The organism is Sphingopyxis sp. (assembly GCF_016793825.1).
Classification (GTDB): domain Bacteria; phylum Pseudomonadota; class Alphaproteobacteria; order Sphingomonadales; family Sphingomonadaceae; genus Sphingopyxis.
The window spans coordinates 238,453-261,599 of record NZ_JAEULM010000044.1; the positions used below are offsets into that span (position 1 = coordinate 238,453).

The window sequence follows — 23,147 nt, forward strand, 5'->3', positions numbered from 1 at the left end:
TAGCGGGCCCCCGGATCAAGTCCGGGATGACGATGCGATGAAGGTCAGTGGTCGCCCTTCGGCGTCTCCATAATCTCGGTCAGTATTCCGCCCATGTCGCGCGGATGGACGAAGAAAATCAGCGTCCCATGCGCCCCGATCCGGGGTTCGCCCAGGACGCGCTTCCCCATGCTCTCGAACTCCGCCTTGGCGGCGTGGATATCGGGAACTTCGTAGCACATATGGTGCTGCCCGCCCGCCGGGTTCTTCTCGAGGAAGCCCGCGATCGAGGTGTTGCCCGGCAGCGGCTCGACCAGTTCGATCTGTGTGCCGTTCAGCGCGCCGTCGGCGCCCGGCGTATCGACAAAGCACACCTTCACCCCCTGCTCGGGCAGGTCGAACGGCTCATGGATCTTCGTCGCACCCATGACGTCGCGGTAAAAGACGATGCTGTCGGCAATCGACGGCGTCGCGACGCCGATATGGTTGAGGCGGCCTAGTGCCATTAGCTTGATACTCCAAATCAGATGAGCGTGATTATCGAAAAGCAATCCAACCCCTAATACACCACCGGAGGATCTCCATTCTGGACCCACCTGCCTTCCCGACCGCAAAACCTAGCCACCACGTTTGGGAGCGTCCCGCGCTGAAACTCGGAGCGAAATATAAGCGTTCGACAATTCGCAAGATCGCTCGTTTCCTCCGTGAAGCCGGCAACCTCGAATTGCCCTATCATCGCGCCATCGGAAGCACTCGAGTCTGAAAGCAATCGATTAAGTCGATAAAATTTTTCATGCTGCGGAAATTCTGAATAAATAATCCGAGCAACATCATTGAGCGGAACCAAGCTGTTCGCTGCTTCCCAGCAGCCTGACAATAGGAACAGCATGAGAAATACAGAAATGATTTTAAAGCGGAATATTGTCATGCTTCTTCCACGGGTTCTCCAACTGCTTGTTCCTCAGCTTCCTGAGGCCCACGGCGATCCTTTTCCGCGTGTTGCGCGGGTGGATGACCTCGTCGATGTAACCGCGCGACGCCGCGACGAACGGGTTGGCGAAGCGATCCTCATATTCCTTCGTGCGCTCGGCGATCTTTTCAGGGTCACCGATATCGCTGCGGAAGATGATCTCGACCGCGCCCTTGGCGCCCATCACCGCGATCTCGGCGGTCGGCCAGGCATAGTTCAGATCGCCGCGCAGATGCTTTGACGCCATCACGTCATAGGCGCCGCCATAGGCCTTGCGCGTGATCACCGTGATCTTGGGCACCGTCGCTTCGGCGTAAGCGAAAAGCAGCTTCGCGCCATGTTTGATGATGCCGTTATATTCCTGCGCCGTGCCGGGCAGGAAACCCGGAACATCGACGAAGGTGATGATCGGAATCTCGAACGCATCGCAGAAGCGGACGAAACGTGCCGCCTTCTTCGACGAATTGATGTCGAGCACGCCCGCCAGCACCAGCGGCTGGTTCGCGACGATGCCGATCGTGCGCCCTTCGATGCGCCCGAAGCCGCAGATGATATTCCCCGCATGAGCCGGCTGCACCTCGAAGAAATCGCCTTCGTCGACGGTTTTCCGGATCAGCTCGTGCATGTCGTACGGCTGGTTAGCATTCGGCGGAATCAGCGTGTCGAGGCTGGGTTCCGCGCGATCGAACGGATCGCTGGTCGGACGCACCGGAACGCCGCTGCGGCTGTTCTCGGGCAGGTAATCGAAGAAATCGCGCGTCGCGAGCAATGCCTCGATATCATTCTCGAATGCGATATCGGCGACCGAGCTTTTCGTCGTGTGCGTAATCGCGCCGCCCAGTTCTTCCTGCGTCACCACTTCGTTGGTCACGGTCTTCACGACGTCGGGCCCGGTGACGAACATATAGCTGCTGTCCTTCACCATGAAGATAAAGTCGGTCATCGCGGGCGAGTACACCGCGCCGCCCGCGCACGGCCCCATGATCAGCGAAATCTGCGGCACGACGCCCGAAGCCAGCACGTTGCGCTGAAACACCTCGGCATAACCGCCGAGCGAGGCGACGCCCTCCTGAATGCGCGCGCCGCCGCTGTCGTTGAGGCCGATGACGGGCGCGCCGACCTTCAGCGCATTGTCCATCACCTTCATGATCTTTTCGGCGTGCCGCTCCGACAGCGAGCCACCGAAGACGGTGAAATCCTGGCTGAACACGTAGACGAGGCGCCCGTTGATCGTGCCACTGCCGGTCACGACGCCGTCGCCGGGAACGATCTGGTCCTGCATCCCGAAATCAGTGCAATTATGTTCGACATAGGTATCCAGCTCTTCGAACGATCCTTCGTCGAGCAGGACGTCCAGCCGCTCGCGCGCGGTCAACTTGCCCTTGCTGTGCTGCGCATCGATGCGCTTTTGCCCGCCGCCCAGCGCGGCAGCAGCCCGGCGACGTTCCATTTCGGCGATATTAGCGGACATGCGTCTCTCCACTCTATGTCGGATTTGCCGTCTGCCCTCGTCCACGAGCTTATGCAAATGCGAATTTGCAAAGTTGCAAAGTCCAATTTTGCAAACTATCCTGCGCGGGAGGAGAGACGGGATGTCCCGCCAGCGCATCTTTGCCGGTACACGACTGCGCCAGCTTCGCACCGAACGGGGCACGGGACAGTCAGACTTTGCCAGTCAACTCGGCATTTCCGCCTCCTATCTCAGCCAGATCGAGCATGACGACCGTCCGCTGACACCGGCCCTGCTCGACCGGCTCCAAAAGCTCTTTCCCCTCGAATGGGAGGAGGTTGCCGCCGAAGCTGGCGACCGCCGCGCCGGCGCGCTCCGCGAGGCCGCTGCCGACCCCCTGTTCGCCGCATCCCCCCTGCCCCCCGACCAGCTCGAACGGGCGGCATTGCAACAGCCGCAGCTCGCCGACCAGTTCGTCGCGCTCCACGCCGCCTATCGCCGCGCTGGCCAGCGATTGCAGATCATCGACGAAGCCCTGACCGGCGGCACCGCCGAGGGCAGCCGCCTGCCGTGGGAGGAGGTGCGCGACTGGTTCCATGACGCGGGCAATTATGTCGACAGCATCGATCGCGCTGCGGAAGCGCTGGCCGGGCAGCTTCGCGGGCGCGAGCCGTCGCCGGCAATCGAAACGATCGAGCGCCGCCTGCGCGACGCGCTCGGTATTTCGATCGTCTATCGGCAGAGTCAGGTTCTACGCGATTTCGATGCGACGATGCGGCATCTGGTGATCGATCCATCCCAGCCCGCGGAAAGCCGACGTTTCCAACTGGCGCACCAGCTCGCGGCCCTAGCGCTGACAAACGAGATCGCCGCCGTGGTCGAGGCGTCGCCCCTCCGCACCGCCGCGGCAAGGCAGTTGTTGCATGTCGGCCTTGCCAACTATGCCGCGGGCGCGGTGTTGATGCCCTATGCGCCGTTTCGCGCCAGCGCCCGCGCGGTGCGGCATGACATCGACCGGCTGCGCATGGACTATGGCGTCAGCTTCGAACAGGCCTGTCACCGCCTCTCGACCCTCCAGCGCCCCGGCGCGCGGGGCATTCCGATGTTCTTCTGCCGCGTCGACATGGCGGGCAACATCACCAAACGACACTCGGCGACGCGGCTGCAATTCGCCCGTTTCGGTGGCGCATGTCCGCTATGGATCGTCCACGAGGCAGCGGCGATCCCCGACCGCATCCTGTTCCAGCTAGCGGAAACCCCTGACGGCCTGCGCTATGTGTCGATGGCGAAGGGGCTGGTGAAGCCGTCGGGCAGCTATGCCCGATCTCCACGCCGTTACGCCGTCGCGCTTGGCTGCGAGGCGCAATATGCAGCCGATTTTGTCTATGCGGACGCGGTGGACGTCGATGCCCCGCAGGCGGCGACGCGGATCGGGCTATCCTGCCGCATCTGCCCGCGCGACGATTGCGACCAGCGCGCCTTCCCGCCCAGCGATCGCCCGATATTGGTGGACCCCGACCGGCGCGACGTCGTCCCGTACCGGATCGGGTAGCTTCTTCTCCCCTCCCGCAGGCGGGAGGGGTCGGGGGAGGGCCTGTTACTCGGAAGCACGCCGAAACATGCCCTCCCCTAACCCCTCCCATGAATGGGAGGGGAATCTATAGCTTCACGATCCCGCGTTCGATCAGGCTGTGCGCCGTCGCGAGAATGGCCTCCTCGGGCGGCCGCATCGTCCAGCCCAATGTCCGCATCGCATGACTGCTGTCGCCGCCGCGAACATTACCGAGTTCGGCGACAAGCTGCTTCAGTTCGGGTCGCACGATCGCGAACAGCTTGAGCAACCAGTCAGGCATCTTGCGCGTCGGCACCTTCGTTGCCCGATCGCCGAGATTCGCCGTGAGGATGCCCGCGACGTCGATCATCTTGAGGAACGGTCCCGAACAGACATAGCGCTCGTCCTTGATGCCCGGCGCGGTCAGCGCCCGATAATGGAGGTCGGCAACGTCGCGCACGTCGATGATGCCGAACCCGATGTCGGGACACATCGGCACCTTGCCTTCCAGCAATTGCTTCACCAGCTCGATCGAGGTCGACAGATCGTCCGACAGCAACGGACCGAACACCGCAGCGGGATTGACCGACGCGAACTCCATGTCGCCGCCCTCGGCCGCGACCCAATCGCGCGCGGCCCGTTCCGCCACGGTTTTCGATCGCGGGTAGGGCATCACTCCGGGATTATCGAGGTTCGTCCAATCGGCTTCGCTGTAGAGATCGCGCCCCTTGCCGTGACCATAGGCGATGGCCGCCATCGACGATGTCAGGACAAAGCGCCGAACCCCGGCCGCTTTGGCGAACCGGAGCGCGCGCAAGGCGCCTTCACGCGCCGGAACGATCAATTCGTCGGCATGTTTGGGAACCCCCATGGGAAATGGCGATGCGACATGGGCTACATGCGTGCACCCCGCCATCGCGTCTGCCCAGCCGTCGTCATGTTCCAGATCGGCCGCGAAGAAGCGAAGTTTCGCCTCGTCCACGGAGAGCCAACCGCGAACCTCGGACTCGCGCTTCAGGCTGCGTACCGTCGTGTGGACGGTCCATCCATTTTCGATAAGCTGCCGGATCAGGAAGCCGGCGATATAACCGCTTCCTCCAGTGACCAATACCGTGCCCGTCATGCGTCCCTCCCGTCCTGTTATGGATGGGAGGATAGCGCATGAAGGTTGCAGGCAGAAACCTTATTTGAGGAGGACGAGCTCCTCCGCCATGCTGGGGTGCAGCGCGACCGTGGCGTCGAAATCGGCCTTGGTCAGCCCCGCCTTCACCGCGATGGCGGCGGCCTGCAATATCTCCGGCGCGTCGGGACCGATCATGTGCAGCCCGACGACCTGATCGGTCGCGGCGTTGACGACCATCTTGTAGAGCGCGCGCTCGTTGCGACCTGCGAGCACGTTCTTCATCGCGCGAAAATCGCTGGTATAGATGCGGACGGCGCCAAGCTTGTTGCGGGCCTCGGCCTCGGTCATGCCAACCGCGCCGATCGGCGGATGGCTGAACACCGCGCTGGGGACGTTGGCATAGTCGACGACCGTCGGCTTGCCGCCGAACACGCTGTCGGCAAACGCCTGCCCTTCGCGGATCGCCACCGGGGTCAACTGGATGCGATTGGTGACATCGCCGACGGCATAGATGCTGGACACCGACGACTGGTTCGTTTCGTCGACCTTGACCGCGCCTTGGGCGTCAAGTTCGACGCCGACCTCCTGCAAGCCGATGCCCCGGGTATTCGGTACGCGGCCCGCCGCGATCAGCACGGCATCGGCCGGGATCGGATCGCAGTTTTCGAGGTGGACCGTCAGCGACCCGTCGGGGTTCTTGTCGATCGATCGGAACGGCGCGTTGAACCTGAACTCGATCCCCTTGGTCATAGAGATTTGCAGCAGGCGGTCGCGGATCTGCTCGTCATACCCGCGCAGGATCGTGTCGCCGCGGTTGACGATCGTTACCTTGCTACCGAATTCGTTGAAGATTCCCGCGAATTCATTGGCGATATAGCCGCCGCCGGCAATCACGACGCGGTTGGGCAAAGCATCGAGATGAAAGACTTCGTTCGATGTGATCGCATGTTCGCTACCCGGAAAATCGGGCACATGCGGCCAGCCGCCGGTCGCGACCAGAATGCGCTCGGCGGTCACTTCCTGCCCGTCGGCCAGACGCACACGCTGCGGGCCGACGATCGTGGCGCGGGTGCGCAGCACGGTCACCTTGTGGTTGTCGAGCGTCTGACCATACAGGCCTTCGAGCCGGTCGACCTCGGCGAGCACATTATCGCGCAGCACGTCCCAATGGAATTTGCAGTCGGAAACGTCCCAGCCGAATTTTCGGGCGTCGTGGATATCCTCGGCAAAATGTGCGCCATAGACGAGCAGCTTCTTAGGCACGCAGCCGCGGATGACGCAGGTGCCGCCGACCCGATGCTCCTCGGCCACGGCAACCCGCGCACCATGTGACGCCGCGACACGCGACGCGCGGACGCCGCCCGACCCGGCGCCAATGACGAACAGGTCGAAATCGAAATCGCTCATGAAAAGACCCCTGAAAACACGCCGACCGGCATTCGCGGCCCGCGCCTATGTGGTTATGCGCCGGCGGCTTGCCAATCGAATTTTGCGTTCAGTAGCAGCGACGCCGCCTCACTCGCCCAGTGCCGCCTGCATCAACGCCTGTGTCGCAGGGTCGAATTCGAACGTTCCCTCGGCCAGCCCCTTCGCCATTTCCTTGCCCAGTTCGACGCCGAATTGATCGAACGGGTTGATGCCGAGCAGGACGGCATTGGCGAAAACCCGATGCTCATAAAAAGCGATCAGCGCGCCAAGACTCCGCGGCGTCACCTGGTCGAGCAGGATTGTCGTCGAAGGGCGATCGCCGGGATAAGCCCTCGCGCCATCGTCGCTCGTCTGCCCGGTCATCAACGCCGCCCCCTGCGCGATGCAATTGCCCACCAGCATTTCATGGTGCGCGTCGTCGAGCAGGTGATCGGGTTCGCGCGCGACGACGAACTCGACGGGCGTCAGGTGCGTGCCCTGATGGAGAAGCTGGAACACCGCATGCTGCGCGTCGGTACCAACCCCGCCCCACGTGATCGCGGCGGTCCTTTGCGCCACCGGCTTGCCCTCGACTGTCACCGATTTGCCGTTCGATTCCATTTCCAGTTGCTGGAGATAATCGGGCAGCAGCCGCAACCGTTCATCATAGGCGAAGACCGCGCGGGTCTGGCAGCCCAGGCGGTTGGCGTAGAGCTGATCCGCGAACGCCGCGAGCAGGCAGACGTTGTCGGTCCCGTCGGTCAGCCGGAAATGGCGATCCATCTCCGCCGCCCCTTCGAGCAGGTCGGCGAAAGCGTCCCAGCCCAGCGCGAGCGCCGCCGGAAAGCCGATCGACGACCACAGCGAATAGCGACCGCCCACCGTCTCGCTGAACGGCAGGATGCGCGTCTCGTCGATGCCCCATTCCATCGCGCGTTCGGGCATCGCGGTCAGCGCGATGAAGCGGCCGAGCGGATCGTCGACGCCGCCTTCTTCGAGCCATTGCAGCGCCGAGGCCGCATTCAGCAAGGTTTCGGTCGTGGTAAAGGTTTTCGACGCGACCGCGACAAGCGTATAGGCGGGGTCGAATTTGGCGAACGCCTCGGCTAGCGCGGCACCGTCGACGTTCGAGACGACCGCCACGTCGTAGCGCTCGCTATGCCGCCCAAGCGCATCGACGAGAAGGTCGGGGCCCAGCGCGGACCCACCGATGCCGATGTGGAGCAGATGGCGGATTTCGCCGAACGCCCCTGCCTCGATCGCATCGACCATCATCCGCATCCGTTGATGCAGCGCCTGCGCGATATGGACGGATTCGGGTGCGCCCTCGCCGCGTTCCGCGCTATGCTCGGCGGCGCGGCCCTCGGTCGGATTGGCGATTCCGCCCGAAAACAGCGTCTTGCGGCGCCCGGTAAAATCCTGCGCGGCGGCAAGGTCGGCCAGGACCTTGGTCGCGGCGGTGTCGAGGTGCGTCTTCGCGAAATCGAAACGGATGTCGGCGACGGTACGCACCAGTTCCGCAAGCCGTGTCCGGGGATCGGCGGAAACCAGATCGGTCAGCCGCTGCGGTTGCCAGTCGGCGAGCGCTTGCCACGCTTCGGGGGCGGTCGTCATGATAGCCTGTTTTCCTTCTTCCGGTCGCAGGTGGTTCTTTAGGCCCGCGATCGTCCGCGCGCCAGCGCGATCCGCCGATATTTACTTGACCTGCAGACCTATTCGTCGCCATTGCGCGGCATGACCGAAGCCAGCCTGACCGCCGATAATTCGCCCGCGAACGAGCCTCGCCCGACGGCGCCCGAACCGGCCCCCATCTCCGCGAAGGAAGAAGCGGTCGATACGATCCGCTTTCTCGCCCTGCTCGCCGTCGCGGTCCTGATTTTTCGCAGCTTTTTCCTTTCCCCGTTCAATATCCCGTCGGAATCGATGCAGCCGCGCCTTTTGATCGGCGACTATCTGCTCGTGAACAAGATGGCGTACGGCTATTCGAAATATAGCCTCCCGTTCAGCGTCCCGCTGATCCCCGGTCGCATTTTCCCGCGTACGCCCGAACGTGGCGATGTCGTCGTGTTCAAGGCGCCGCCCGTCAACGACAATGACTATATCAAGCGCGTGATCGGGCTTCCCGGCGACACCGTCCAGGTCCGCGACGGCATCGTCTGGCTGAACGGTAAACCGCTGAAGCGTGAGCCGATGGCCGATTTCGTCATTCCGGTGACGCAGAACATGATCGACGCATCGCGGACCGCGGGCACCCTTCCCTGCTATGCGCCCGAGTTCGAGGAAGTCGGCCCCGACGGTCAGCGTCAGTGCCGCTACAAGCAGTTCCGTGAGACGCTGCCGAGCGGAAAAAGCTATGCGATCCTCGACATCACGACGATCGCCGAGGATAATACCCCGCTGGTCACGGTTCCGGCCGGCCATCTGTTCCTGATGGGCGACAACCGCGACCGCAGCGCCGACAGCCGGTTCCCGGCGATCGAAAATCAGGGCATCGGACTCGTTCCCGAAGAGAATCTTGTCGGTCACGCGATGGTCGGCATGTTCTCGACCGATGGGTCGGCAAGCTGGATCAACCCGATCAGCTGGTTCACCGCCGCGCGCTGGAGCCGTATCGGGGAAGGCTTTTGAACGACCGCGTTTCCGCGGAGACGATCGCAGCCATCACCGGCGCCGTTCCCCGCGATCTTGGCCTCTATCACGAGGCGCTGACCCATGGCAGCAGTGGCGCGGGCGACTATCAGCGGCTCGAGTTCCTTGGCGACCGCGTATTGGGGCTCGTCATCGCGTCGGAACTGTTCCACCGCTTCCCGAAGGCAGCGGAGGGCGAGCTTTCGTCACGGCTCCACGCGCTGGCATCGGGAGAAACCTGCGCCCGTATCGCGCAGGCGATCGACCTCAACGCCCATGTCCGTTTCGGAAGCCAGGCGATCGGCGACGGCGGACGTTATAGCGACAATATCGCCGCCGATGTCCTCGAGGCGCTGATCGGCGCGCTCTGGCTCGACCATGGCGAAGCGGCGGCGCGCGCCTTCATCCTCGCCAAATGGGGCGACATGATCGAGGGGCAGGTCGCGGCCCCCAAACATCCCAAGGCGGCGCTTCAGGAATGGGCGCTTGCCCGCAAACGCAAACCGCCCGAATACCGTCTGGTCCGCCGCGACGGACCCGACCATGCGCCGCGTTTTCTGGTCGCGGTCGCAGTCGGCAAGCTCGCGGAGGCCGAAGGCGAAGGGGCATCGAAGCAGGCGGCAGAGAAGGCTGCGGCCGCGGCGTTGTTGGACCGATTGACACAGGAAGACGTAAAATGACCCAGCGTTGCGGTTTCGTGGCCGTCGTCGGTGCCCCAAACGCGGGCAAATCGACCCTTGTCAACGCGCTCGTGGGCCAGAAGGTCGCAATCGTGAGTCCCAAGGCGCAGACGACGCGCACGCGCCTGATGGGCGTCGCGATGGAAGGCGATGCGCAGATCGTCCTGATCGACACCCCGGGGATCTTTGCGCCGACCCGCCGGCTCGACCGCGCGATGGTCGCGGCGGCGTGGAGCAGCCTCGATCAGGCCGAGGCGATCCTTGTAATGGTCGATGCCGCGGCAAAGCTGACGGGCCGGGTCGAGCGCGTCCTCGACGGCATCGCCAACCGGCCCGAAAAGAAATATCTGATCCTCAACAAGGTCGACCTGTCGAGGAAGGACAAGCTGCTGACGGTCGCGACCGAACTCAACGCGAAGGTCGCGTTCGACGAAACCTATTTCATCTCGGCCAGCAGCGGCGACGGGGTCGCCGAACTCAAGATCAATCTCGCGGCGCTGATGCCCGAGGGGCCGTGGCATTTCCCGGAAGACGAGGTCAGCGATGCGCCCGAACGGATGCTCGCCGCCGAGATCACGCGCGAACAGCTCTATCGCCAGCTCCACGAGGAACTGCCCTATCAGTCGACGGTCGAGACCGAGTTGTTCAAGACGCGCCCCGACGGCAGCGCCGAAATCCACCAGCAGATCTTCGTCGCACGCGATACCCAGCGCGCGATCGTGCTCGGCAAGGGTGGCAGCCGGATCAAGGAAATCGGCGCCAGGGCGCGCGCCGAGTTGGCCGACCTGATGGGACGCAAGGTCCACCTGTTCCTCCACGTCAAGGTGAAGGAAGATTGGGACGAAGACCGGGGCGTCTACCGCGACATGGGGCTCGACTGGGTGGAGTGAATCGCGAACCTGCGAGCGCGGGCCTCCAGACACCGGCACAATGCGCCGATGGTTCTGGAGGACGCCACTATACCTCAGACTTCTCCGCCGCCTTCTTCTTGGCCGGCGTCTTCTTCGCCGCGGCTTTCTTCGCCGGCGCCTTCTTCTTGCCCTTCGCTGGCCCCTTTGCCGCGCGCGCATCGATCAGCGCGACAGCTTCTTCCGTGGTCAGCGTGTCGGCCTCGACCGTCTTCGGCAAGGTCGCGTTCGTCGTTCCGTCGGTGACATAGGGGCCGAAGCGCCCCGCCATCAGCTTCATCTCGCCGCCGCTTGTCGGATGCGGTCCGAAGGTCTTGAGCGGTTCGGCCTTCCCCCGGCCGCGCCCGCCGCCGGCGGCGGCTTCGGCAATCCGGACGACCGCCGTGTTCATTCCGATATCGAAAATCTCGGCCGTGCCGGTCAGCTTGGCATATTTGCCATCGTGCAGCAGATAGGGGCCATAGCGTCCCAGCCCCGCGACGATCGGCTTGCCGCTTTCGGGGTGGATGCCCACCTCGCGCGGCAGCGCCAGCAGGCGCAATGCATAGTCGAGATCGAAGTCCTCGGCCGGGATATCCTTCGGGATCGACGAACGCTTCGCCTCCTTGCCGTCGCCAAGCTGGACATAGGGGCCAAAGCGCCCGCTGCGCCGGGTCACTTCCTGCCCGCTCTCGGGATCGTTGCCCATCGTTTCGGGACCGGTATCAGCCTCTCCGTTACCGCCGGGCTGCGCAAACTTGCGCGTGAATTTGCAGTCAGGATAATTGCTGCAGGCGATGAACGGCCCGAACTTGCCGCCGCGCAGCGCCAGTCGCCCGGTGCCGCAATTGGGGCAAAGGCGCGGGTCGCTGCCATCGCCTTTGTCGGGGAAGAGGTAAGAACCGAGAAATTCGTCCAGTGCCGCGGTGATCTCCGACGGCTTCTGCTCCATCACCTCGCCCGTGCGCGGCTTGAAGTCACGCCAGAATCGTTCGAGCACCGCCTGCCACTGCGCGCGGCCACCCGAGACGTCGTCCAGTTCTTCTTCCAGGCCGGCGGTAAAATCATATTCGACATAGCGGCCGAAAAACCGTTCGAGAAACGCAGTCAGCAATCGCCCGCTTTCCTCGGGAATGAACCGGTTCTTCTCGACGCGCACATAGGCGCGATCCTTCAAGACCTGCAGGATCGAGGCATAGGTGGACGGACGCCCGATACCGAGCTCTTCCATCTTCTTGACAAGGCTCGCTTCCGAATAGCGCGGCGGCGGCTGGGTTTCGTGACTTTCGACTTCCACACCCGTCTTGGCGGGCGCGTCGCCCTTCGCCATCGCGGGAAGCAACCGCGCGTCCTCGTCTTCCGCGTCATCGCGCCCTTCGTCGTACAGCGCGAGGAAGCCGGGAAATTTCACGACTTGCCCCGTGGCGCGCAGCACCGTCTTGCCGGTACCATCGCTCAGGTCGACGCTCGTGCGTTCCAGCCGTGCCGAAGCCATCTGGCTCGCCAGCGCGCGTTTCCAGATCAGGTCATAGAGCCGCGCATGATCGCCGCCCCCGACCTTGTCTTTCGAAAAATCGGTCGGACGGATCGCTTCGTGCGCTTCCTGCGCATTCTTCGCCTTGGTCTGATACTGGCGCGGCTGGTCGGGAACATAGCCGCCGTCGTAGCGCGTCGCGATGGCCTTGCGCGCGGCACTGATCGCGCTGCCATCCATCTGGACGCCGTCGGTACGCATGTAAGTGATCGCGCCATCCTCATAAAGGTCCTGTGCGACCCGCATCGTATGGCTCGCCGAAAAACCAAGTTTGCGTGCCGCCTCTTGTTGCAGCGTCGACGTCGTGAACGGCGGCGGCGGGTTGCGTGTCAGCGGCTTGGTCTCGACCGTATCGACGGTGAAATTACCCGCCTTGACGTCGGCCTCGGCGGCGCGTGCATCGGCTTCGGTCCCGATCGTCAGTCGCTCGATCTTGTCCCCGCGCCAGCGCGCGAGCCGCGCCTTGAACGGCGTACCGGCCATTTCGAACAGTCCGGTGACCGACCAATATTGCTGCGCAACAAACGCTTCGATCTCCCGCTCGCGTTCGACCACAAGGCGCAGCGAAACCGACTGGACGCGGCCTGCCGACTTTGCGCCGGGAAGCTTGCGCCACAGCACCGGCGACAGGGTGAAGCCGACGAGGTAATCCAGTGCGCGGCGGGCGCGATACGCATCGATCAGATCGTCGTCCAGCGCGCGCGGATGCGCCATCGCGTCGGTCACCGCCTGCTTGGTGATCGCGTTGAACGTGACGCGGTCCACCTCCTGCGGCAGCGCTTTCTTGCTACGCAGCAGTTCCTGCACGTGCCAGCTGATCGCCTCTCCTTCGCGATCAGGGTCAGTCGCGAGGATCAGGCGGTCGGCCTGCTTCGCCGCGTCCTGGATATCCTTCATCCGCTTGGCCTTGTCCGGATACAGTTGCCACTGCATCGCGAAGCTGTCGTCCGGATCGACCGAGCCGTCCTTCGGCGGCAGGTCGCGAACATGGCCATAGCTTGCCAGAACCTTGAAATCGCGACCGAGATATTTCTCGATCGTCTTCGCCTTTGCGGGCGACTCCACAATCACCAATTGCATTGAAAAACTCGTTCCCCGGAAGCTCTTACGTACGTACGCGCGAGGGTGGCGTTACCGCAGCGCGCGTCAACCGAAAATTTCCCGTAAGGTTGATGCCGGCTGTTCGATATTCAAATAGAGCGCCACCGCGGCCAGATATCCGCCGACCACACCCAAAGCCGAAACAAGATTCGACGCGATCCGCCAGGCAAAGCCATATTCGATCGCCAGGCCCGGAGCGGTCAGTTCGATCAGGATAGGCCCTGCCGCCAACAAAAACATGATCAAGCCGACACCAAGCGCCGCAGGCCAATGCGCTTCGAGCATGTTCCAACTCCGCTCCATCGCCGCCCTGCGCCCGCTCCCTTTCTGCACCAGCAGCACGCTGGCGAGGTACCAGCGGGCGAAGAGATACAGGCCGGGCAGGATCAACAGCAACAAACCCGCCACGATGCCGAGGCCGACCAGCAGCCCTTGCAGATAGAGGCTGAGCGCGTTGCCCGTCGGCAGCGCCGGCTCGACGCCCGCCAGTTGGAGCCCCGCGCGGGTCACCCAGACCTGAATGAAGGTCGTCGCAACGCCGTATAGAAGCGTGATGCCGCTCCCTGTGCCCCCGGACCGTTCGACGCCGACGTCGCACAGCACGCCGAGCAGCATCGTCCCCAACCATGCAATCAGCATGGTTTGCGGCATGGCGGTGGCCATATCCCAGCTCCGCCGCATCGTCGGCACCAGCAAGCTGGCATTGAAATTCATTTGCCCCGACCTCCCTGTCGACCCTGAAGCCGCAGGTGGCGGGCGCCCTCCTCCTCCGTCAAGAAGGATTTGATCCACCCACCGCCGGAAGGGTCAACGGAGCGCGCCGAGCCGTTCGATCAGCATTGCACTCGCAAGGCTGGCGGCCTTCGCCGCACCTTCTTCATAATTTCCCGGCTTGGCCGCGAATTCGAACTTGCGCGTCTTGCCAAAGCGCAAGCCGCCAAGGCCCGCGACCGCCGCCAATCCGCCGGCGACATTCGCCGTGGACTGCAGGGCCTTGTCGGTACCGCTCGTCGCATCGTTCTTTTCAACGAACTCGCCTTCGACCGCGACTGGCTGCTTGATCGTGATCACCAACTGCTTGCCGGCCGGGGTGATCAGGCTGATACGCGAGTAATCGGCGCTGACCGACAGCGCGCTGTTCACTTGCAATCCGCCAAAACTGAAGGCGCCCGGGCGCTTCTGCTGCGAAAAATCGATAAGATAGACGACATCGACCACGCCGACCCCGCTTTCCCGCGCATAGTTGGTGAGCGCCATGCTCGCCCGCCCGGCGGACATGTTAATCCCCATGCTGCTCATGCCCGATCCCAGAAAGTCGCCCGGAATCATCAGCAGCGAGGGCAACGCCGACGGCTTGTAATAGGTCGCCTTCCCCTTGCTGCCCTTTTCAAGCGCGATGTTGATATCGAGGGGAACTTCCTGCGACTTGGTCTTCGCAAGCGCGCTGTGGCCGAACAGCTCGGCCGCGGGCTGCACAACATATCCTTGCGCCGTCAGTTGCGCGACGAAATCGGCATAGGCCGCATCGGTGACCGCCTGCATCATTTCCGGTGTGACCCCGACGAGTGCGCTCTTTGCCTTCGTGGTCCCACCGAATGCGCCCATCAAGCCACCGGATGCCGCCGTCTGGTCGATCGATTCAAAGATGAAACCGACATTGAACGCGCCGACGGTGACGGTGGTGACGCCCTTCGCATTGGCGGGACCCGATATCTTGACGGGTTCCTTGTCCTTGGCAGCGACGACGACGGGCTGGGCCAACATCGCGGCGATCGCGATGGCCGACAGCATTTTCTTCATGGGTATTCCCTCCGAATCCCCACCTCGCCAGCCGACCCATCAGCCGAAGAGGGGAGTCAATCGAAGCAACCCACGGCCTCCGCATCGGTCAGATGCGCTGGCATGTCAACGTCCTACTGATTCTGCCATCTGAAGCCGGTCGGGAGGATGCATTTTCCGGCGTCATATTGGCCGACAGTTCGGATGACTTCCCTGTCCTCCGGCTCGATACGACGTCCACTGATCTGGCTGTCGATCACCCGGCGGACCAGCGCATCGAGCCTTGTCACAAGATAGCAATCGATCGCCGGCGAGGCGTGCGGATTGCCGACACCGCTGTCGTCGGTCAGGAACAGATACCGCGACTGGGTCGCCGCGGCCATCGCGCGCATCGCATATTCGGCCTTGTCCGCGACGCCCGACGCCGCGACGGGCGTGATCTGGATCCGCTTGGCACGTGCGGCCTCCGCAGCTTTCCAGGTGCGGCCGAACTTGTCGTCATGCGGCGGCGCATCGGCGACAAGGAGCAACGATTTCACGGCATCGGGGCGCCATTCCTGCCCGACCGCGCGGATCAGTGCCCGATCCATGGCCTCGGGATAGTCGCCGCCGCCGTTCGCATCCTGCCTTGCCAGCGCGCCCTGCACGCGGCCGATATCGCGATCGAAAGCGACCGTCCGCGTGACATAATCGTCGCCCATGTCGCGGTAGAAGACAAAGCCGATGCGGATATCGAGGTCGCGGTGCTTTTCGGTGATCGCCGCGATGATCGAGCGCAGTTCCGACTGAAGATAGCGGATCTCGTCGCCCATGCTGCCCGTGGTATCCACGACCAGCATCAGGTCGAGCTTCGTCGCCCTCGTCGCAGCTTGGCTGGCTGTCAATCCGACGGTCTGCGTGCCTGCGGCATTGCTGACGAGAACCGCTCGTGCGTCAGCGATCGGACGCCCCCCTTTTCGCGCCGACACCGTGATCTTCTCGCTCAGCCGGTCGAGACCGGGAAAGAAGACGGCGCTTCCGTCCGCCTGCGTCGCCATCGTGATGCTGTTTCCGTCGCTGCACGTCACGACGACGTCGGCAAAGGGGATCGGCTGCCCGTTGCGGTCGTTCACCTTGACCGTGACCACGCGCATCGTATCGACCCGCGGCAAATCGCGAACCTCTTGCCCCAGATTGCTGCTGCGGTTGACATAGGCGGCATAGAGTTCGGGGTTGAGCAGATCGTCATGTTCACCCGCCGTGAGGACGCCCGATTGCGGCTGCGGACGGGGGTATGGCCGCGGCGGCAGGATCGATGATGCAGACCGGTCGTCATAATCGGCCGACGATCCCGGAACGGGCGGTGCGACCGCGCCGACCGCATCGACGCCGCTGTCGGCGCTTGACGCTTCCATTGCCGGCGCAGCCATACGCGACCCGGTAACGGCCGCGGCCGATTCGTCGACGGAACCGTCGTACATGGGTTCGGCCATCGCCGGAGGCGGCGCCGGTGGGGGCGCCGGTGGGGGCGCCATCGGTGGTTCGGGCGCGATCACGCCAGTGCGATAATCCTTGCCCGACGCCTTGCCGCCACCATTCGTCTGTTGCGGACGCGGCGTGGTTTCGGGATCGAGGCGCGGCAGCGGGTCCGCGTTCCGGCAAAAGCCTCCCTGCCAGTCCGGCACCCTGGCATAGGCTGCCGCGATCGGCATCGGCGCGGGCGCGCAGGCCAGCATCGCAAACATCGTGGCACTCGTCAGCAATCGGCTTCGCATCACCCAACTCCCCGCATGTGATATAATATCATCAGCCTGTCGGCCAGCCGCTGAACCGTGGCTGAACCGTGATCAACGGTTAGTTTAGAGGGGGTTGGCGCGCTGTGCGGGCCGTCACATTAGCGCGACACGCGCGCCCGCATGGCGCACGACGCGGCCAGCCAGTTCGAGTTCGAGCAGCACAAGCTGCACCGCGGCGGTGCTTCGTCCCGATTGCCGGACCAGCTCGTCAATCGCCACGGGCGTCGGCCCCAGAAGGCCGGACACCGCATCGCGATCGCCGTCGCCGGTCCGTTCGACGTCCACATTTTCGACATGGGCCCGGCGCGGTTCGCGCGCCATGCGCACGTCGATCGGGCCAAGCGCTTCGATGACATCTTCGACGGTCTGGATCAGGGTCGCCCCCTCGCGGATCAACTGATTGCAACCCTGCGCCCGTGGATCGAGCGGCGAACCGGGAACCGCCAGCACTTCCCGCCCGTAATCGCCCGCCCGTCGCGCTGTGATCAGCGATCCCGACCGTGGCGCAGCTTCGATCACCAGCGTCCCGTGCGCCAGTCCGGCAATGATGCGGTTGCGCGCCGGAAAATGCCGAGCCAGCGGGTCTGTCCCCGGAGGCTGTTCGGCGATGAGCAATTGCTCCGCCGCGATCCGGTCCTGCAATCCGGCGTTTTCGGTCGGAAAAGCAATATCGATCCCGCTTGCGATGACGGCAGCGGTCGACCCGCCGAGCGCGCCGACATGCGCGGCCGTATCGACCCCGCGGGCCAGCCCGCTGACGATCGTCACCCCCTGGGCCGACAGGTCGGCCGCCATCTGGCGTGCAAAGCGGCAAGCGATCGCCGACGCATTGCGCGCGCCGACAATCGCGACACATGGCCGCCGCAGCATCGCCATATCGCCCCGCACAATGAGGACCGGTGGCGCGCCCTCGACTTCACGAAGCAGCGGGGAATAGCCCTGCTCGTCGCTGAACACGTGGCGCGCGCCGAGCGCCGCGACACGTTCAATCTCGCGTTCCGCCACCTCGACCGGGGCGACGCGCGCTCTTCCCGCACCACCACGCAAAGCGAGGTCGGGCAAGGCGTCGATCGCCGCCTCCCCCGATCCAAAGCGCTGAATCAACTGGTGCCAGCTTACCGGGCCGACGTGCGGCGTCCGGATCAACCGTAGCCGCGCCAGCCGTTCGGCCGATGTCATGTCGTGCCGCTTTCTTCCCCGCCACCTTTCTTCGATCCGATGCGCGGTTCGGCCCCCGCTCGCAGACGGGCAATATTTTCGCGGTGGCGCCACAGCACGATCACCGCGAGCGCCGCGAGACCGATCGCATAGGTCGGATATCCCAACGCCAGCGCCGCCGCCGGCGCCGACACGGCGCCAACCATCCCGCCCAGCGATGAAATGCGCACCAACAGCACCGTACCGAGCCAGGCCGCCGCGAACACCAGTCCGATCGGCCAGGCAAGCGCGAACGACAGGCCGAGCAGGGTCGCAACCCCCTTCCCGCCCCGAAACCGTAGCCACACCGGATAGCAATGCCCGATCATCGCCGCGGCTCCCGCGATCATGGCGCCGTCGGGTCCGAGGCCTGGAAAGAAATGCCGCGCAAGCAAGACAGCGACCGCCCCCTTGGCTCCGTCCAGGATTAGCGTTCCTGCCGCCAACCCCTTGCGCCCGGTTCGCAGAACATTGGTCGCGCCGATATTGCCTGAACCGATCTGCCGCAGGTCTCCTGCCCCGAACAGCCGCGTCAGGATGACGCCGAAAGGGATCGAACCGAGCAGGTAGCCGGCACCGATCAATAAAAATATTGCCATGGATACCCCTTTTGCGTTTCGCGCAGTGTACGACGTTGGCCGGTGCAATCAACGGATTCGGACGTGGCGTCATCCAAATCGGACAAGCTCGTGCGCGCGACCTTCCACCTCATGGAGATGATTGAGCGCCGCCGCGTCGGCTGCTAGGCGACACGCATGCAACCGCCCGCCGCTGACGCGCCCATCCTCTTTTTCGACAGCGGCCTCGGCGGTCTCACCGTGCTGGGACCGACACGCGCGCTGCTGCCGACCGCACCCATCGTCTATGCCGCCGACTATGCCGGTCTTCCCTATGGCCAAAAGAGCGATGTCGAACTCGCGGCGCGCGTTCCGGCGCTGCTTGGCCGGCTGGTCGAACGCTACCAGCCGCGGCTTGCGGTCATCGCCTGCAACACCGCATCGACCATCGCGCTGACCCATGTCCGCGCAGCGCTCGACCTCCCGATCGTCGGCACCGTCCCGGCGATCAAGCCGGCGGCGGAGATGACGAAGACCGGGGTCATCGGCGTCCTCGGCACCAAAGCCACGGTACGCCAGCCCTATGTCGATGACCTCAGCGCGACATTCGCAAGCGACAAGACCGTATTGCGCCACGGCAGCCCCGGACTGGTTACCGCGGCGGAAGCGAAGCTGCGCGGTGCGGCGTTCGATCCCGCGGCGATCGACCGCGCGATCGCGGGTTTGCGCGACCAGCCAGGCGGCGACGCGCTCGACGTCATCGTCCTCGCCTGCACGCATTTCCCGCTGTTGCACGACGAGTTGCAGGCGGCGGCTGGTCCACAGGTCCGCCTGATCGACGGCGCGGCGGGGATCGCTCGCCGTATCGCCTATCTTACGCAGGGCCAGGCGTGGCCTGCCGCAGCGCGGCCGGGCGTCGCGGTGTTTACGCGAAGCGACGAGCGGGAGCCCCCGCCGCTTTCCGCCCTCGCCCCCTATGGCATCGGACGCATTGAGACAATTTGACCTATCTGCTGCGAATCGTTCGCACTGGATTTCAGCCCGTTTCGCCGTTATTGCGACGTCGATTATCGCCGCCGGAGGGAGCGGCCCAAGAGCCTGGACTGGCACCTGACTGCGGGGCTGAGACGTGAACTATAACGATATTTTCGCTCGAGCGATCGACCGGCTGCACGAAGAAGGACGCTATCGCGTCTTCATCGACATCCTGCGCAACCGCGGCGCCTTTCCCAACGCCCGCTGCTTTGCGGGGCACAACGGGCCAAAGCCGATCACGGTCTGGTGTTCGAACGACTATCTCGCGATGGGCCAGCACCCCAAGGTGATCGCCGCGATGGAAGAGGCGCTGCACGATGTCGGCGCCGGATCGGGCGGCACCCGCAACATCGGCGGCAACACCCACTATCATATCGACCTCGAGCATGAACTTGCCGATCTGCATGGCAAGGATGGCGCGCTGCTTTTCACCTCGGGCTATATCTCGAACGAGGCGACGCTGGGCACGCTGGGCAAGCTGCTGCCGAACTGCATCATCTATTCGGACGAGCTCAATCACGCATCGATGATCGCGGGAATCCGCAACTCGGGCTGCGAAAAGCGCGTATGGCGCCACAACGACCTCGCGCATCTCGAGGAACTGCTCGCTGCCGACGATCCCGAGGCGGCAAAGCTGATCGCGTTCGAAAGCGTCTATTCGATGGATGGCGACGTCGCGCCGATCCACGCGATTTGCGATCTGGCGGACAAATATAATGCACTGACCTATTGCGACGAAGTTCATGCCGTCGGCATGTACGGGCCGCGCGGCGGCGGCATCACCGACCGCGACGAAGCCGCGCACCGCGTGACCATCATCGAAGGGACGCTCGGCAAGGCGCTCGGCGTCATGGGCGGCTATATCGCCGCCGACAAGAATATCATCGACGTGATCCGGTCCTATGCGCCGGGCTTCATCTTCACGACCAGCCTGTCGCCTGTTCTCGTGGCGGGCGTTCTCGCGAGCGTGCGGCATCTCAAATCGTCGAGCGTCGAGCGCGAGGCACAGCAGCAAGCGGCCGCATATCTCAAGCAAAGCTTCCGCGACGCAGGCCTGCCGGTGATGGATTCGACGACGCATATCGTCCCGCTGATGGTCGGCGACCCGGTGCGGGCAAAGAAGATCAGCGACATCCTGCTCGCCGAATATGGCGTCTATGTACAGCCGATCAATTTCCCGACCGTGCCGCGCGGCACCGAACGCCTGCGCTTCACGCCGGGTCCGGCGCATGACGAGGCGATGATGCGCGAGCTCACCGAAGCACTCGTCGAGATCTGGGACCGTCTGGAGCTGCGCAAGGCCGCGTGATACGCATCCTGGCCTTTTTCATGGCGCTTGGCCTCGGCCTTTCGCTTGCGGCTCAAAGTGACGCAAAGGATCGGAACCGGCTCTATTCGGTAATTTTTGCCGTCGATGTCGATGCGCAAGGACAGATAACCGGCTTCAACGTCGAGAAAGTAATTGATCCCAAATCCGGCTCGACGGCAGCCGTAAACGTGCCCGTGCCGGACGTTTATATAGAGGCCGCTCGCAAGAAGGCGGCAGCAAGCGCCAAAGCGGGTGAGGCAAAGCGTTACTTCACCTATTATTTTTTTGATCCGCGCTTCCCCGGATCCGCTGACGTCTTCCCCGGCCGATAAGGGCGCTCAAGCCATGCAAAGCGACTTGATGGGTCAGCCGGGTTTCGATGACGTCGTTGTCGGACGCCGCAGCATCCGCGGCTTCCTCGACAAGCCCGTACCCAAGGCGCTGATTGCGGAGATCCTCGAGGTCGCGATGCGCGCGCCCTCGTCGTTCAACAACCAGTGCTGGAACTTCTCGGTCGTCACCGGCGATGCACTGGCCGCGATCCGGCAGGGCAACACCGAGGGCATCCTCGCGGGCAAGCCCGACAGCCGCGAATTTCGCCGCTTCGACGGGATCGCGGACGACCATCGCGCGCGGCAGATCGAGATCGCGAAGCAACTCTTCGGTGCGATGGGTATTGCGCGCGACGACAAGGATGCTCGGCAGGACTGGGTCCTGCGCGGCTTTCGCCAGTTCGACGCGCCGGTCAGCGTCGTCGTCACCTATGACCGCGTGCTGCTGGGCAGCGACATCGCACCGTTCGACTGCGGCGCCGTCACCAACGCACTCGTCAACGCGGCCTGGTCGCGCGGGCTGGGCTGCGTGATTAACAGCCAGGGCATCATGCAAAGTCCGGTCGTGCGCGAACATGCGCGCATCCCCGACGATCAGGTCATTATGATCTGCGTCGCAATGGGCTGGCCCGACGAAAGTTTTCCCGCCAATGCGGTCGTGTCGAACCGCAAAAGCGTCGAGGAAGCGGTGCGGTTCGTCGGTTTCGACGATTGATGGCCGGTCACAGCGTCATCCCGCCGGCCGCATCATACCCCAGAAATGCGGGCCTCCGCGCGGCACATCCCATTCGACCTGCGTGACGAACCCCAGCCGCTGGTACAGCGGGACATTTTCAGGCGTCGCGGTTTCCAACCAGCACGGCAACCTCTCATCGTCAGCCACCGCCGTCTGCGCGCGGATGATCCGCCCGCCATGCCCTTTTCCCTGATGATCGGGCCGCACGCCGACGTAATGCAGATACCAGAAGCGTCCCTTGGGCCGGTGCGCGTCGATGCCGGCCTGAACTGTCAACCCGCGCGGCAAGGCGGTGCCGAAGGTCGCCACCAGCGGGACCACGGTACGCAGGAACTCCAGCGTCCCGCTATGCGCCTGCCCCGGCGCGCGCCACAGCGCCGCCGCCTCGTCCCCTGCCGCCCGCAGCGCGATCCCCGCTCGCATGTCCGCGGGCACGAGAACCCGAAAAAGGCTGCGTAGCGCACGGGAACGATGTGCCGGATCGGGTAGTATCCACGACAGCGCCGGATCGGTCTGGAATGCCTGCGCCAGCGTTTCGACCAGCGCGGGCTTGTTGTCGACGCCCCCGCTCTTGATGTCACTCATGCCTCACCCCCCGCCACCCCGACTTGGCGCGAATGACTGTCCATCGACTAATCGCGGCAATAGCCCTCACCGTTTTTCACGATCAGGCATTCCTTCTTGCCCGCCAGATATTTGAGGCCGGTCTCGTCGCCGCTGCCGCGCCGCAGGCTCAACTCCTCTGTCCCGCGTTTGAACTTGATGCCATGTTCGCTGTCCTCGCCGTCATACGTCCCCTTGGTATCGAGGTCCGACTGCATCTCCAGCTTGTATTTGCCGGGCGCGGCGGCGGCGATGGTCACATACATGCCCTCGACCCCCGTCCACTTGCCCACCCAGTTCGCAAAGCGGTGCGGGGCCGTGGCGGGGTCGGTGGCGGCTTCGCCCGTTCCGGCAGTTTCGGCCGGTACGGTTTCGACGGGTACTTCGGTGGTGGTCGTATCGGCCGGAGCAGGCGCCTCGGCTTTCTGGCAGCCTGCCAGCAACGCCAACGCCGCGGCGCCGGCCAATATCGTGCCATTCTGCATCTTGCGTCTCCTTCCCCGTCCAAACGCC

21 protein-coding genes are annotated in these 23,147 nt (G+C 64.0%); 8 read left to right on the plus strand and 13 right to left on the minus strand.

The window, feature by feature from the left end; genetic code table 11:
* Positions 1-44: 44 nt before the first annotated feature.
* Complete coding sequence (mce, locus tag JNM03_RS14065) at positions 45-485, minus strand: methylmalonyl-CoA epimerase (RefSeq protein WP_294037500.1); 441 nt, start codon at positions 483-485, stop codon at positions 45-47.
* Between the two features lie 402 nt (positions 486-887).
* Positions 888-2,420, minus strand: a complete 1,533-nt coding sequence (locus JNM03_RS14070; protein WP_294037502.1) for an acyl-CoA carboxylase subunit beta — start codon at positions 2,418-2,420, stop codon at positions 888-890.
* 121 nt (positions 2,421-2,541) lie between these two features.
* Between JNM03_RS14070 and JNM03_RS14075 the strand changes: the two genes are divergently transcribed.
* Positions 2,542-3,951, plus strand: a complete 1,410-nt coding sequence (locus JNM03_RS14075) for a short-chain fatty acyl-CoA regulator family protein (RefSeq protein WP_294037504.1) — start codon at positions 2,542-2,544, stop codon at positions 3,949-3,951.
* Between the two features lie 106 nt (positions 3,952-4,057).
* Here the strand turns inward: JNM03_RS14075 and JNM03_RS14080 are convergent, their stop codons facing one another.
* The 3 genes from JNM03_RS14080 to pgi all read right to left on the minus strand — a co-directional run bounded on the left by JNM03_RS14080 (position 4,058) and on the right by pgi (position 8,095).
* On the minus strand, positions 4,058-5,074 hold the full coding sequence (locus tag JNM03_RS14080) for an NAD-dependent epimerase/dehydratase family protein (RefSeq protein ID WP_294037505.1): 1,017 nt from the start codon (positions 5,072-5,074) through the stop codon (positions 4,058-4,060).
* Between the two features lie 60 nt (positions 5,075-5,134).
* Positions 5,135-6,481, minus strand: a complete 1,347-nt coding sequence (gorA, locus tag JNM03_RS14085; protein ID WP_294037506.1) for a glutathione-disulfide reductase — start codon at positions 6,479-6,481, stop codon at positions 5,135-5,137.
* Between the two features lie 108 nt (positions 6,482-6,589).
* Positions 6,590-8,095 carry a glucose-6-phosphate isomerase gene (gene pgi / locus JNM03_RS14090; protein WP_294037507.1) on the minus strand — a complete coding sequence of 502 codons (1,506 nt, stop codon included), beginning with the start codon at positions 8,093-8,095 and terminating at the stop codon, positions 6,590-6,592.
* 195 nt (positions 8,096-8,290) lie between these two features.
* Between pgi and lepB the strand changes: the two genes are divergently transcribed.
* From lepB to era, 3 genes are read left to right on the plus strand one after another with little or no spacing between them, the layout of a single operon-like run.
* Positions 8,291-9,109: a signal peptidase I gene (gene lepB, locus JNM03_RS14095; RefSeq protein WP_294037968.1), complete on the plus strand. Its 819-nt coding sequence runs from the start codon at positions 8,291-8,293 to the stop codon at positions 9,107-9,109.
* Complete coding sequence (rnc, locus tag JNM03_RS14100; RefSeq protein ID WP_294037509.1) at positions 9,106-9,789, plus strand: ribonuclease III; 684 nt, start codon at positions 9,106-9,108, stop codon at positions 9,787-9,789. The genes lepB and rnc overlap by 4 nt, the downstream gene beginning before the upstream one ends.
* Positions 9,786-10,679: a GTPase Era gene (gene era, locus JNM03_RS14105; protein ID WP_294037511.1), complete on the plus strand. Its 894-nt coding sequence runs from the start codon at positions 9,786-9,788 to the stop codon at positions 10,677-10,679. The genes rnc and era overlap by 4 nt, the downstream gene beginning before the upstream one ends.
* A 67-nt stretch (positions 10,680-10,746) precedes the next feature.
* Here era and topA read toward each other — a convergent pair whose 3' ends face one another.
* The 6 genes from topA to plsY all read right to left on the minus strand — a co-directional run bounded on the left by topA (position 10,747) and on the right by plsY (position 18,661).
* Complete coding sequence (gene topA, locus JNM03_RS14110; protein ID WP_294037513.1) at positions 10,747-13,290, minus strand: type I DNA topoisomerase; 2,544 nt, start codon at positions 13,288-13,290, stop codon at positions 10,747-10,749.
* A 66-nt stretch (positions 13,291-13,356) separates the two neighbouring features.
* Entirely contained in the window at positions 13,357-14,025 is a 669-nt protein-coding gene (locus JNM03_RS14115; RefSeq protein ID WP_294037515.1) for a hypothetical protein, read from the minus strand.
* Positions 14,026-14,118: 93 nt separating this feature from the next.
* Positions 14,119-15,111, minus strand: coding sequence for a hypothetical protein (locus JNM03_RS14120; RefSeq protein ID WP_294037517.1), 993 nt, complete (start codon positions 15,109-15,111; stop codon positions 14,119-14,121).
* A 113-nt stretch (positions 15,112-15,224) separates the two neighbouring features.
* A complete protein-coding gene (locus tag JNM03_RS14125; protein WP_294037519.1) occupies positions 15,225-16,844 on the minus strand; it encodes a vWA domain-containing protein in 1,620 nt (539 codons plus the stop codon).
* A 114-nt stretch (positions 16,845-16,958) separates the two neighbouring features.
* The gene (gene dprA / locus JNM03_RS14130; RefSeq protein ID WP_294037521.1) at positions 16,959-18,044 is read right to left on the minus strand and encodes a DNA-processing protein DprA; all 1,086 of its coding nucleotides are present in this window, start codon (positions 18,042-18,044) and stop codon (positions 16,959-16,961) included.
* The gene (plsY, locus tag JNM03_RS14135; protein ID WP_294037523.1) at positions 18,041-18,661 is read right to left on the minus strand and encodes a glycerol-3-phosphate 1-O-acyltransferase PlsY; all 621 of its coding nucleotides are present in this window, start codon (positions 18,659-18,661) and stop codon (positions 18,041-18,043) included. The genes dprA and plsY overlap by 4 nt, the downstream gene beginning before the upstream one ends.
* Positions 18,662-18,817: 156 nt before the next feature.
* On the opposite strand from plsY, the gene murI reads away from it, so the two are divergent.
* The 4 genes from murI (at position 18,818) to JNM03_RS14155 (ending at position 22,010) form a co-directional block, all read left to right on the plus strand.
* Positions 18,818-19,624: a glutamate racemase gene (gene murI, locus JNM03_RS14140; protein ID WP_294037525.1), complete on the plus strand. Its 807-nt coding sequence runs from the start codon at positions 18,818-18,820 to the stop codon at positions 19,622-19,624.
* A 124-nt stretch (positions 19,625-19,748) separates the two neighbouring features.
* On the plus strand, positions 19,749-20,963 hold the full coding sequence (gene hemA, locus JNM03_RS14145) for a 5-aminolevulinate synthase (RefSeq protein ID WP_294037526.1): 1,215 nt from the start codon (positions 19,749-19,751) through the stop codon (positions 20,961-20,963).
* The gene (locus JNM03_RS14150; protein WP_294037527.1) at positions 20,960-21,295 is read left to right on the plus strand and encodes a hypothetical protein; all 336 of its coding nucleotides are present in this window, start codon (positions 20,960-20,962) and stop codon (positions 21,293-21,295) included. Before hemA ends, JNM03_RS14150 begins: the two co-directional genes overlap by 4 nt.
* 13 nt (positions 21,296-21,308) lie before the next feature.
* A complete protein-coding gene (locus JNM03_RS14155) occupies positions 21,309-22,010 on the plus strand; it encodes a nitroreductase family protein (protein ID WP_294037529.1) in 702 nt (233 codons plus the stop codon).
* Positions 22,011-22,025: 15 nt separating this feature from the next.
* Here the strand turns inward: JNM03_RS14155 and JNM03_RS14160 are convergent, their stop codons facing one another.
* On the minus strand, positions 22,026-22,616 hold the full coding sequence (locus JNM03_RS14160; protein ID WP_294037531.1) for a GNAT family N-acetyltransferase: 591 nt from the start codon (positions 22,614-22,616) through the stop codon (positions 22,026-22,028).
* A 47-nt stretch (positions 22,617-22,663) separates the two neighbouring features.
* Complete coding sequence (locus JNM03_RS14165; protein ID WP_294037533.1) at positions 22,664-23,119, minus strand: hypothetical protein; 456 nt, start codon at positions 23,117-23,119, stop codon at positions 22,664-22,666.
* Positions 23,120-23,147 lie beyond the last annotated feature (28 nt).